Source organism: Staphylococcus sp. HMSC055C03, assembly GCF_001809385.1.
Lineage (GTDB): Bacteria > Bacillota > Bacilli > Staphylococcales > Staphylococcaceae > Staphylococcus > Staphylococcus simulans.
Window position 1 is genome coordinate 63,748 of the sequence record NZ_KV797486.1, and the last position, 12,452, is coordinate 76,199.

The window sequence follows — 12,452 nt, forward strand, 5'->3', positions numbered from 1 at the left end:
CTTCCAGTATTAGATGTTTCTAAAGAAACAGTAGAAGAAGGTGTACGTAAAGGTGCTTATGTAGTATATGAATCTGAAGAAAATCCAGAATATCTTGTATTAGCTTCTGGTTCAGAAGTAAGCTTAGCAGTAGAAGCAGCAAAAACTTTTGCGGATAACGGCAACTCAGTACGTGTTGTTTCTATGCCGAACTGGCATGCATTTGAACAACAACCAAAATCTTACCAAGATGAAGTTATCCCACCAACAATTAAAAAACGTTTAGCGATTGAAATGGCTTCTTCATTAGGTTGGCATAAATATGTCGGCTTAGAAGGCGAAGTACTTGGTATCGATCGTTTCGGCGCAAGTGCACCAGGCGGATTAGTTGTTGAAAAATATGGCTTCACTAAAGAAAATGTTTTAAAACTTTTGAATAACCTATAAGTTTTGAATTAAGATAAAGATAAGAGCTATTCTACAATTGAAACACCCAAAATAGCGGTTAGCGTTTCAATGAGCTAGGAATAGCTCTTATTCTTATGTTTTAGTATCGATTCAACTTGAAAAGATGAAATTATTTTAGTAAAATGCTAAAGGATAAAGAAAGTGGGTGAGACAATGGCAACTTGGATAGCAATTTTATTAATCATTGCTGCACTTATCATCGGTTTAGTTGGTGGATTCTTCCTAGCAAGAAAATATATGATGGATTATCTTAAAAAGAATCCTCCTATCAACGAAGAGATGTTACGTATGATGATGATGCAAATGGGCCAAAAACCATCTCAAAAGAAAATCAATCAAATGATGACGATGATGAACAAAAACATGGATCAAAAAATGAAATAATCAGTATCTATAAAAAGAAAGTTGTGTGCAGCGCCATATAGCTTTCTTTTTATTTGTATTTATACATTTTCAATCGTTTTGATATGGAAATATAGACACAAAATGATATACTATGAAATGATTTCTCAGGATAGACTTAATGTAGAAAAGAAGGTGTCACGGTGTTATATCTTATATTCTCAGTCGGTGTCGCATTTTTAATGAGTATCGGCGTTATTATATTACGAATGAAAGCACAACAATATCCAGTCAATGAGAAGAAACTCATATTGCCGCCGATTTTTATGTCTACGGGTGCGCTGATGTATGTTATTCCTTATTTTAGAATTACAGGACTTGAAGCACTTGAAGCAATGGCAGTTGGGTTGATGTTCTCAATTGTATTGATTTGGACATCTCGTTTCGAGATAAAAGGTAAAGAGATTTATATGAAACGTTCAAAAGCCTTTCCAATCATTTTGATTTCCTTGCTAGTGATTCGTACTGTTATGAAACTTGTCATCAGCAGTCAAATTGATCCAGGTCAACTCGGCGGTATGTTTTTCTTATTGGCATTTTCAATGATTTTACCATGGCGAATTGCGATGTTGATGAAATATAAAAAATTAAGAAAACAAATAGCTGATTGATGGATAATAGTAAATAAAACAATAAATATAATTTAAACGATGTTTTGCAATGATTGGTAAAGCATCGTTTATTTTTATTTTGGGTAAAGAAATAAGCATAAAGTGAGGTGACTCGGAGTGAAGCTCAAACATGTTATTGGTATTATTTCAGCGATTATTGCTGGGATGGTGTATACCTTTGCGAAATTTCAAAAGTTATATAAGTAGTCAATGATAAACGTCTATTCTCTATAAAGGGATGGACGTTTTGTATTATAATCAATAAAAGAGGTGATTAGATGAAAATCATACATACTGCCGATTGGCATCTAGGTAAAATTTTAAATGGGCAATCTTTTTTAGAGGACCAACGTTACATTTTAAACCAATTTATTGATGCGATGAAAGAAGAACAACCAGACGTCATTGTCATTGCAGGTGACTTGTATGACACGAGCTATCCAAATAAAGAAACAGTTAAATTATTAGAAGAAACAACAAGAACTTTAAACTTAACATTAAATATTCCACTTATCATTATTAGCGGTAACCATGATGGCAGAACACGATTGAATTATGGAGCTAGCTGGTTTGAGCATACGCATTTATATATTCGCACCAATTTAGACCGCATTGCAGAACCGATTACGATTAATGGTGTGAATTTTTATATGTTGCCATACACAACTTTAGGAGAAATTCAGCATTTCTATCCAGAAGAAAAATTGAAGTCCTACGATCAAGCAATTCAATGTTGTTTAAAACATATGACAGCACAATTAGACTCTAATCAAACTAATATATTAGTCGGCCATCTGACTGTTTCAGGTGGCATAAAGTCAGATTCAGAACGTGAGTTATCTATTGGAACAGTTGAAGAAATATCGGAAAATGTTATGAAGCAATTTGATAGCGTACTCTTAGGCCATTTACATCATCCATTCAGTATTCAATCAGATTTTGTTCATTACAGTGGCTCACTCTTACAGTACTCATTTTCAGAAACGAAACAAGCAAAAGGTTATCGTAAATTAACTGTAGATGAAGAAGGATACATTGAATCTATTTTCATTCCACTCAAACCATTGAGAGAATTAGAAGTCGTTGATGCCACTTATGAAGAAGCAATTCAAGAAAATGCACAAGTTAAAAATAAAGAAAACTACATCCATTTCAATTTAACTCAACTTTCACATGTTAATGATCCGATGATGAATTTAAAACAAATTTATCCTAACGTATTAGCACTATCTAATCAGAGTCAAACGTTTGAAGTACATGAAACGCAAAATGCGATTAAACAAATGACAGATAAAGAAATTATTGAAGATTTCTATGAAAGCATGACACAAAAATCATTAAGCAAAGTACAAGAACAAAAAATTAATGACCTGTTAAATCGCATGAATCGAGGTGAAGAAGCATGAGACCATTGACATTACACTTAGAAAACTTCGGGCCTTTCTTAGACGAAACAATAGATTTTTCTAAACTAGAGGATAACGAACTGTTTTTAATCAGCGGTAAAACAGGTTCAGGAAAGTCTATGTTATTTGATGCGATAGTCTATGCTTTATTTGATGAAGCTTCTTTAGAAAGCAGAAAAGGCAAAGAGCTTAGAAGCCATTTCGCAGATGGTAAATCACCAATGGTTGTCACATTTGAATTTCGATTGAAAAATCGTTTATTTAAAGTCGTCCGACAAGCACCCTTTGTGAAAGAAGGAAATAAAAACGAGACAAAAGGCGAAGCACTAATTTACGAGTGGAAAAATGACGGCTATGAACTTATAAAAAGTCGAATCAGACAAGGAAAAGAGTATCTGATCAGATTATTAGGCGTTAATGCCAGTCAGTTCAGACAATTATTTATTTTGCCGCAAGGTGAATTTAAAAAGTTTTTATTCTCTAAAAGTTCTGAGAAACAAACAATTTTACGTACATTATTCAACACAGTACGTTTTGACCACCTAAAAAAGCAACTAGAAGAAGAGATTAAAGATGAAAAACATCAAATTGAATTACGTTATCAAACAATTGCGCAACATTGGCAAAATGTAGATACTTTTGAAGATGAACATTTAGATAATTTGAAAACAACACCAAGTATTCAAACAGATAAATTGATGTTATACATCCCAGAATTTGAAACAACAGCTGAAACATTATTAAAACAACTGACAAAACAAAAAGAAAAAGAACAAAATGAATTTGAAAAAGCAGATGCTACGTATCGTAAAGCACTTGAACTGAATCAAAACATCAAAGCATTACAACAAGAACAAGAAAAGTATCAAAACTTAACAAATGAAGTACAACATATTGAATCGTTAGAAACACTTTTAAAACAAATGAGTGAAGTGCGTCCTTTACATCAAATTTTGACGACACTTGAACAATCGCGTGAAGATTACACACAAACGCAAGAAAGATCTGAAAATTTAACTAAACAGTTAAAACAAACTGCAACGCAATTAGAAGAAAGTAAACAACAGTTAAAACAATTACAAGAAAATCAATCGCAAATCGAACAAGCACAACATTTTATAAGTGAAACTCAATATTTTTATAAAAATGCATCTCAATATCAAAGTGCTTATAAATTAATCGATGAGCTGACAGTTGAAGTGAAACAACTAGAAGATGCATTAAATGAACATCAAGCACATTTAAAACAACTTGATTCAAGTCATGAAACAGTTCAACCGGATTACGAAAAAGTAAATCAACTAACCCAGAAACTGTTCGAAATTGACAATGAAATTAAAGCAGCTGAACAATATCAAACTGCCTTTACGACATATCAAAAGCAAATACAAAATATTGAACGGCTAAAAACAAAGCAAGAAGAAAATCAAACGGCCTTAAATGAACTAGAAGAAAAAATCAAAGCATTCAATACACATCAGTTAGAATTAGACAATCAAGAAACAATGATTCGAAAATTACAATCTATGTTAGAACCTGGTGATCAATGTCCAATTTGTGGTCATGAAATTACATCACTGTCAGATCATGTAGATTACGAACAATTAAGAGCTTATCGACATGAGCTGGAAAACTTACAAAAACAAAGAGATGAATTAAAAGCTAAAGCAGCCGAATTCAATACAGAAATAAAATTCGAGCAACAAGCAGTCAATACGTTTGAAGAAACACATGGCACTGAAAATACCAAAGTGGATATAGAAACATTAAGGGAGCAATATAAAGATACAGAAACCCAAAAACAACAACAACAAAAAGCTAATGCTGAACTTGAAGAGAAAATAAAGCAAAAACAACAAACTAAAGAAGCAATTCAGTCATTACAGTTAAAAGTGACCAATCAACAAGCTGAATTGACGAACCAGCAAAAACTGATTAAAGCGTTTGAATCAAATACTGAATATAAAGATGTAGTGGCGTTTAAAAATGATTATGAAACTAAAGAAAAAGAAGTTCATCAATTTGAAAAACAACAGACAAAGTTAACTGAAAAAATAAGAGAGCTTGAACAAGACTTTGCATTAAAACAAAACTCGCTTCAAAGTGTTAATGAGCGTCTATCAGAACTCTCAGAACAAATCAAAAATCAAGAAACACAGTCTAATAAAGAAATGGAAACGCTAGGTATTCAATCACCAGATGAAGTAAAAAATGTTCTGGATAAAATGAGTGAGAAAGCATCTATTGAACAAGAAATTAAAGATTTCCGTGACGCTCAAGTTAAACTAGCCAGCCAAATTGAGAATTTAAAACAATTGATACAAGGACAACCTGAACCAGATTTAGAAAGTTTGGAAGCGCAACTTCAAGAGGCGAAAGAGAAGTTAAATGTGCAAACGCGACAAGTAAATGAACATGAATTCAAAATCCAATCTAATCAAAAAGAATTTAAGGCGTTAAAAGAGAATATAACAACGTTACAGCAAGAATTAGCTGATCAAGAAGAGATTTTCAGACTTTCAGAAATTTTATCTGGAAAAAATATTCAAAAATTAACACTAGAAAACTTTGTGTTGAGATATTACTTGAATTTGATTATTGATAATGCGAATAAACGTTTCTTCCAGATGACAAATCAAAGGTATAAATTGGTGAGAAGTGAAGCGGTGTCAGTAGGTTACAGTGGATTAGATATAGAAGTCTTTGACTGGTATTCTAATAAATCACGACCGATTAGTACATTGTCAGGCGGAGAATCTTTCCAAGCTGCATTAGCCTTAGCGTTAGGCTTAAGTGAAGTGGTACAACAAGAATCTGGCGGTATTACGTTAGAAGCTATCTTTATCGATGAAGGATTTGGAACGCTAGACCAAGAAACGTTAGAAACAGCATTGGATACATTGATTAATATTAAAACATCAGGTCGAATGGTGGGGATTATTTCTCATGTCAGCGAGTTAAAACAACGCATTCCAAGTATTTTACAGATTCATTCAAATGGTTATCAAAGCCATGCAGAATTTAGATTTCAATAAAAAAGCAATGCCACAGTTATTAAAATTGCGGCATTGCTTTTTATTTTGTGCTAAATCTTATTGATCAGATGGGTTGTTCTGTTTTTGAAGTAAGTCTCTGATTTCAGTTAATAAGATTGTATTTTCTTCTGGTTCTTCTTCAACTTCTTCTTTCTTCATCATTGTATTAGCTACTTTAACGAATAAGAATAATGCAAAAGCGACGATTAAGAAATCAATAATCGATTGAATAAATAAACCATATTTAATACCGAACATTGACCAGTTTTTCGCAAAATCTACTGTTCCGAAAATCAAACCGATTAACGGCATAATAATATAAGTGACAAGTGATGTAACAATCTTATTGAATGCAGCTCCCATTACTACTGCGACAGCTAAATCTAATACATTTCCTTTAAACGCAAACTCTTTAAATTCTTTAAACACGAGTATGTCCTCCTAAATTTACTAAAGTTAATTATACATTAATGTTTTAAGTAATAAAATACATTTTTTTAGATGTTGGATTTTTTACTAATAGTAAGCGTTTGCTTAAAAAAAGTTAAAAATTCTTAGTTTTTTATCTGGTAAGAGGGTATGTTAAAGTAATGTATAATTTCAATGTAAGAAATCAAGTTGTTTATTGCTCAATGTATTTTTAATAAAATTGATTTTTATACGATTGTATAATCAATTTTCCTAAATTTGCCTATACAACTTGATTTTGTTATGATTATACTTGGTTTTTCACTAAAATGATATTTTGTTATAAAATATCAAAAGCATATCATTGACAACAAAATAAATCAGAAAGGGAGTAATTGATTATGGATTCTTCTCAAAGAGGTAAGAAGCTCTCACCAGTCTTTATTTACGCTTCAATTATTGTACTTATTGTAGTACTCGCTGGTGCAATCTTCCCATCACAGTTTGATCATGTAACGAATACAATCAAACTATGGATTACCGATAAATTGGGTTGGTATTACTTAATCTTAACTACAATCCTAGTATTCTTCTGTGTTTTCCTTATCTTCAGTCCAATTGGAAAACTGAAACTAGGTAAGCCTAATGACAAACCTGAATTCAATACGATTTCATGGTTTGCGATGTTATTCAGTGCCGGTATGGGTATCGGTTTAGTATTCTATGGTGCAGCAGAACCAATGGGACATTTTGCGGCGCCGCCAAATGCGAAACCTGAAACAGCTCAAGCCTATACTGAAGCGTTACGTTCTACGTTCTTCCACTGGGGCTTCCATGCATGGGCAACTTATGGTGTAGTAGCATTAGCACTTGCTTATGCACAGTTCAGAAAAGGAGAACCAGGTTTATTATCTAAGACTTTACGTCCTATTTTAGGAGATAAAGTAGACGGACCTGTGGGTACTATCATTGACGTATTAGCAGTCTTCGCGACTGTTGTTGGTGTAGCAGTATCATTAGGTATGGGTGCACTACAAATCAATGGTGGTTTACATTACTTATTCGGCCTTCCAAACAATGTTTGGGTACAAGGTATTATTATCGTTGTTGTAACTATCTTATTTATTGCATCAGCATGGTCTGGTATCAGTAAAGGGATCCAATACTTAAGTAACTTAAACATCGGTTTAGGTACAATCTTGATGATTGTTGCATTAATTATTGGTCCAACTGTTTTAATCTTAGACATGTTGACAAGCTCAACAGGTAGCTTGTTGAACACATTCTTGTCTAACAGTTTTGACACTGCAGCATTAAATCCTAAAAAACGTGAATGGATGTCAGGTTGGACACTATATTATTGGGGCTGGTGGTTAAGCTGGAGTCCATTCGTAGGTGTGTTCATTGCGCGTGTATCTAAAGGACGTTCAATTCGCGAATTCGTTTCAGGCGTGCTATTAGTACCAGCATTAGTCAGCTTCATTTGGTTCAGTGTGTTTGGTGTACTAGGTATTGAAACTGGTAAAAAACACAAAGAAATCTTTGAAATGTCACCTGAGACACAATTATTCGCAGTATTTAATCACTTGCCTTTAGGCATTATATTATCAATTGTTGCGTTACTATTGATTGCATCATTCTTCGTTACTTCTGCAGACTCAGCTACATTCGTATTAGGTATGCAGACTTCTTATGGTTCATTAGAACCAGCGTCGTACATTAAAGTAACTTGGGGTATTGCGCAATCATTAATCGCGTTTATCTTGTTATTCTCAGGTGGAGATACAGGCTTAAACTCACTGCAAAGTGCAGCGATTATCAGTGCCTTGCCATTCTCCATTGTGATCATATTAATGATGATTGCCTTCTACAAAGATGCGAACCGTGAACGTAAGTTCTTAGGCTTAACATTGACGCCTAATAAGCATCGTTTAGAAGAATATGTGAAATATTCACAACAAGATTATGAAGAAGATATTCTAGAAAAACGTAAAGTACGTCAACAATCACAAAATCTTGATTCTTAATTGAATTTTAGAGGCGTTGTCTTTCAATTATTAAATTGAAAGGCAGCGCATTTTTTATTTTATTTAGGCTGAATAAATGAAAATTATTCTCAATACATAATAGATACTTATTACACGAACTCGATATGATAAGATATACTTATACATACTGATTATAAAACAAAAACAATGAACATTTGGTTTTTAATGAATATCAGTTGTATTCGCTATCATATCAATATACAATCTAAGTAAAGGCATAATATTAATCAGGGGGGATTTAGATGTCTTCTAACTTAAAAGAGCAAGCAAAGAAAACGTTTACTTTAAACGACAATACGTATACTTTTTACGATTTGCAGTCATTAGAAGAACAAGGTTTAACTAAAATCAACAAATTGCCATATTCAATTCGAGTACTATTGGAATCGGTATTACGCCAAGAGGATGGCTTCGTAATTACTGATGACCATATTAAAGAATTAGCAAAATTCGGTGATGGCGCTGAAGGTGAAGTACCATTTAAACCATCTCGTGTTATCTTACAAGACTTCACAGGTGTACCAGCAGTTGTTGACTTAGCTTCATTACGTAAAGCAATGGATGATGTAGGCGGCGATATTAATAAAATTAACCCGGAAGTACCTGTAGACTTAGTTATTGACCACTCAGTACAAGTAGACAGCTATGCGAATCCAGATGCATTACGTCAAAACATGAAATTAGAATTCCACCGTAACTTCGAACGTTACCAATTCTTAAACTGGGCAACAAAAGCATTCGATAACTACAATGCTGTACCACCAGCAACAGGTATCGTACACCAAGTTAACTTAGAGTACTTAGCTAACGTTGTACATGCAAGAGACGTAGATGGTGAAACAGTAGCATTCCCAGATACATTAGTCGGTACTGACTCTCATACGACAATGATCAACGGTCTTGGCGTATTAGGTTGGGGTGTCGGCGGTATTGAAGCTGAAGCAGGTATGTTAGGTCAACCTTCATACTTCCCAATTCCAGACGTAATCGGTGTTCGTTTAGAAAACCAATTACCACAAGGTGCAACAGCAACTGACTTAGCTTTACGTGTAACTGAAGAGTTACGTAAAAAAGGCGTAGTTGGTAAATTCGTAGAATTCTATGGTCCTGGTGTTCAACACTTACCATTAGCTGACCGTGCTACAATCGCTAACATGGCACCTGAATACGGTGCAACATGTGGTTTCTTCCCAGTTGATGAAGAATCATTAAAATATTTACGTTTAACAGGCCGTACTGAAGAACAAATTGAATTAGTTGAAGAATACTTGAAACAAAACCATATGTTCTTCGATGTGGAAAAAGAAGATCCTTCATACACAGATGTTCTTGAATTAGACTTATCTACTGTAGAACCTTCTTTATCAGGTCCTAAACGTCCACAAGACTTAATTAAATTAGGCGACATGAAACAAGAATTCGAAAAAGCAGTGACTGCACCAGCAGGCAACCAAGGTTTCGGATTCGACGAATCAGAGTTCGATAAAGAAGCAACAATCGAATTCGCAGATGGCCACACTGCTAAAATGACAACAGGTGATATCGCTATTGCGGCAATCACTTCATGTACAAACACATCTAACCCATATGTAATGTTAGGTGCTGGTTTAGTTGCGAAAAAAGCAGTTGAAAAAGGCATGAAAGTACCTGAGTACGTGAAAACATCACTTGCACCAGGTTCTAAAGTTGTAACTGGCTATTTAGATGATTCAGGCTTACAAGAGTACTTAGATGCATTAGGCTTTAACTTAGTAGGTTATGGTTGTACGACATGTATCGGTAACTCAGGTCCATTATTACCAGAAATTGAAAAAGCAATTTCAGGCGAAGACTTACTTGTAACTTCTGTATTATCTGGTAACCGTAACTTCGAAGGTCGTATCCACCCATTAGTAAAAGGTAACTACTTAGCTTCACCACCATTAGTTGTGGCATATGCTTTAGCAGGTACTGTAGATATCGACTTACAAAATGACCCAATCGGTCAAGACAAAGATGGCAACGATGTATACTTAGATGATATCTGGCCATCAATCAAAGAAGTTGCTGATACTGTTGAAAGCACTGTTACACCTGACTTATTCCGTGAAGAATACTCAGATGTATACACAAATAACGAAATGTGGAATGAAATTGAAACTACGGATCAACCATTATACGACTTTGATCCTAACTCAACTTATATCCAAAACCCTACATTCTTCCAAGGTTTATCAAAAGAACCAGGAAAAATCGAACCGCTTAAAGATTTACGCGTGATGGGTAAATTCGGTGACTCAGTAACAACTGACCACATTTCACCAGCAGGTGCAATCGGTAAAGATACGCCAGCAGGTCAATACTTGCAAGAAAATGACGTACCAATCAGAGAGTTCAACTCATACGGTTCTCGTCGTGGTAACCACGAAGTAATGGTAAGAGGTACTTTCGCAAACATCCGTATTAAAAACCAATTAGCGCCAGGTACAGAAGGCGGCTTCACAACTTACTGGCCTACAGGCGAAGTAATGCCAATCTATGACGCAGCAATGAAATACAAAGAAGACGGTACTGGATTAGTTGTCTTAGCAGGTAACGACTACGGTATGGGATCTTCTCGTGACTGGGCTGCTAAAGGTACAAACTTACTAGGCGTTAAGACAGTTATTGCACAAAGCTACGAACGTATCCACCGTTCTAACTTAGTAATGATGGGTGTATTACCGCTTCAATTCCAAGACGGCGACTCAGCTGACAGCCTTGGATTAGATGGTACTGAAGAAATTTCAGTAGATATCGATGAATCTGTAAAACCACATGACAAAGTTAAAGTAACTGCTAAAAAAGAAAATGGCGAAACAATCGAATTCGATGTAATCGCTCGTTTCGATTCACAAGTTGAATTAGACTACTACCGTCATGGCGGTATCTTACAACTTGTATTACGTAATAAATTAGCAAATGCGTAAGGCATCAACCTTATTTTGATAGAACTTGATGTGAGGCTAAGATGGTGTGAAACTGTCTTAGCCTCTTCATTTTGTGCTATGATAAAACATGGAATGAGAATAGAAAGTGTGGCGTAAAAATGATATACAGTATTACTGAAATAGAAGCAAGATACCAAGAAACTGATAAAATGGGATTTATTTATCATGGGAACTATGCGACATGGTTTGAAGTTGCTCGTACAGACTATATAAGCAAGCTTGGCTTTAATTATGCCGATATGGAAGCGCGTGGCATCATTTCTCCAGTCACGCACTTAGATGTTAAGTTTATTAAACCTGTGACTTATCCTGAAAAAGTAAGAATAAAAACATGGGTAGAACGCTATTCACGTTTACGTTCTTTATATCGTTATGAAATTTATAACGAAAAAGGAGAAATTGCGACAACAGGTTCAACTGAGCTGATATGTATGACAGAAGATACGCATACACCGATTCGTTTAGATCGTTATTTCCCAGACTGGCACGAAGTCTATCAAGAAGTAGAAAAACGAAACAAAGCTGGCGAACAATTTGAAGTGACTGATGGGATTCAATAATTAAATGAACGCAAAAAACTGGGACATATGGATGCCCCAGTTTTATATGTGTTTAGAGATGCTATTAAAATTTGAAAGTAATTTCATCTTTGTCATCAACATCGATAGTTATTGATACATCTTCAAAGTACCATAAGTCTTTTTCGGCAATAATGATGTCTACACCGTCATAGTCTTGTTCAAATCCAATTTCAATGGGTTGATCATTGCGGTTATCAATATTGAATGCAGGGCTGAAACCTTGTTTGATTTGAGGTTCTCCGCCATAACGCACAAAGATGTGAATGGCTTTTCCTTCTTGAGGTAATTCAAACTCATCTTTGAACCAGTTGATTGCTTTATCTGTCAATTTCAATTCCATGGTAAAACTCCTCTCATTATTACCAAATATTATGCTGCATATAAAGATTTATATATAAGAGTATAACCGTTATAACACCATGATTAACCTTAAATGCTCAATTTCTTTAAAAAGTATAGAACGGATTTGACAAAATTTTGTATAGTTATAAAAAAGGGGTCGGGACATAAGTGTTCTGACTTCTAATAAAAGCGACGATTTTCAT

Annotated in this window: 10 protein-coding genes; 8 read left to right on the forward strand and 2 right to left on the reverse strand. The window is 34.6% G+C overall.

Translation table 11 applies throughout. The features are described from left to right. The 5 genes from HMPREF2603_RS04670 to sbcC form a co-directional block, all read left to right on the forward strand. Positions 1 to 426 (forward strand): transketolase-like TK C-terminal-containing protein (locus tag HMPREF2603_RS04670; protein WP_305367190.1); only part of this gene is annotated, 426 nt, incomplete at its 5' end. Between the two features lie 174 nt (positions 427 to 600). Continuing rightward, positions 601 to 831: a YneF family protein gene (locus HMPREF2603_RS04675; RefSeq protein WP_023015255.1), complete on the forward strand. Its 231-nt coding sequence runs from the start codon at positions 601 to 603 to the stop codon at positions 829 to 831. Positions 832 to 992: 161 nt separating this feature from the next. Beyond that, positions 993 to 1,460 (forward strand): CcdC family protein, encoded by a 468-nt coding sequence (locus HMPREF2603_RS04680; protein ID WP_002480856.1) that lies wholly within the window; start codon positions 993 to 995, stop codon positions 1,458 to 1,460. A gap of 278 nt (positions 1,461 to 1,738) precedes the next feature. Continuing rightward, complete coding sequence (gene sbcD / locus HMPREF2603_RS04685; protein ID WP_060804239.1) at positions 1,739 to 2,866, forward strand: exonuclease subunit SbcD; 1,128 nt, start codon at positions 1,739 to 1,741, stop codon at positions 2,864 to 2,866. Next, positions 2,863 to 5,901, forward strand: coding sequence for an exonuclease subunit SbcC (sbcC, locus tag HMPREF2603_RS04690; protein ID WP_060804238.1), 3,039 nt, complete (start codon positions 2,863 to 2,865; stop codon positions 5,899 to 5,901). Before sbcD ends, sbcC begins: the two co-directional genes overlap by 4 nt. A 57-nt stretch (positions 5,902 to 5,958) precedes the next feature. On the opposite strand, the gene mscL is transcribed toward sbcC, so the two are convergent. Next, the gene (gene mscL / locus HMPREF2603_RS04695; RefSeq protein ID WP_002480859.1) at positions 5,959 to 6,330 is read right to left on the reverse strand and encodes a large conductance mechanosensitive channel protein MscL; all 372 of its coding nucleotides are present in this window, start codon (positions 6,328 to 6,330) and stop codon (positions 5,959 to 5,961) included. 380 nt (positions 6,331 to 6,710) lie between these two features. Between mscL and HMPREF2603_RS04700 the strand changes: the two genes are divergently transcribed. The 3 genes from HMPREF2603_RS04700 (at position 6,711) to menI (ending at position 11,886) form a co-directional block, all read left to right on the forward strand. Further along, on the forward strand, positions 6,711 to 8,336 hold the full coding sequence (locus HMPREF2603_RS04700; protein ID WP_060804237.1) for a BCCT family transporter: 1,626 nt from the start codon (positions 6,711 to 6,713) through the stop codon (positions 8,334 to 8,336). Positions 8,337 to 8,599: 263 nt separating this feature from the next. Then, positions 8,600 to 11,305, forward strand: coding sequence for an aconitate hydratase AcnA (gene acnA / locus HMPREF2603_RS04705; RefSeq protein ID WP_002480861.1), 2,706 nt, complete (start codon positions 8,600 to 8,602; stop codon positions 11,303 to 11,305). Between the two features lie 119 nt (positions 11,306 to 11,424). Beyond that, a complete protein-coding gene (gene menI / locus HMPREF2603_RS04710; RefSeq protein ID WP_002480862.1) occupies positions 11,425 to 11,886 on the forward strand; it encodes a 1,4-dihydroxy-2-naphthoyl-CoA hydrolase MenI in 462 nt (153 codons plus the stop codon). Positions 11,887 to 11,950: 64 nt separating this feature from the next. Here menI and HMPREF2603_RS04715 read toward each other — a convergent pair whose 3' ends face one another. Beyond that, positions 11,951 to 12,247 (reverse strand): HesB/YadR/YfhF family protein, encoded by a 297-nt coding sequence (locus HMPREF2603_RS04715; protein ID WP_002480863.1) that lies wholly within the window; start codon positions 12,245 to 12,247, stop codon positions 11,951 to 11,953. Positions 12,248 to 12,452 lie beyond the last annotated feature (205 nt).

Bases quoted from the DNA above. Each gene is read 5' to 3' on its own strand.
- HMPREF2603_RS04675 (WP_023015255.1), top strand. From the start codon at position 601: ATGGCAACTTGGATAGCAATTTTATTAATCATTGCTGCACTTATCATC.
- sbcD (WP_060804239.1), top strand. From the start codon at position 1,739: ATGAAAATCATACATACTGCCGATTGGCATCTAGGTAAAATTTTAAAT.
- sbcC (WP_060804238.1), top strand. From the start codon at position 2,863: ATGAGACCATTGACATTACACTTAGAAAACTTCGGGCCTTTCTTAGAC.
- HMPREF2603_RS04700 (WP_060804237.1), top strand. From the start codon at position 6,711: ATGGATTCTTCTCAAAGAGGTAAGAAGCTCTCACCAGTCTTTATTTAC.
- acnA (WP_002480861.1), top strand. From the start codon at position 8,600: ATGTCTTCTAACTTAAAAGAGCAAGCAAAGAAAACGTTTACTTTAAAC.
- menI (WP_002480862.1), top strand. From the start codon at position 11,425: ATGATATACAGTATTACTGAAATAGAAGCAAGATACCAAGAAACTGAT.
- HMPREF2603_RS04715 (WP_002480863.1), bottom strand. From the start codon at position 12,247: ATGGAATTGAAATTGACAGATAAAGCAATCAACTGGTTCAAAGATGAG.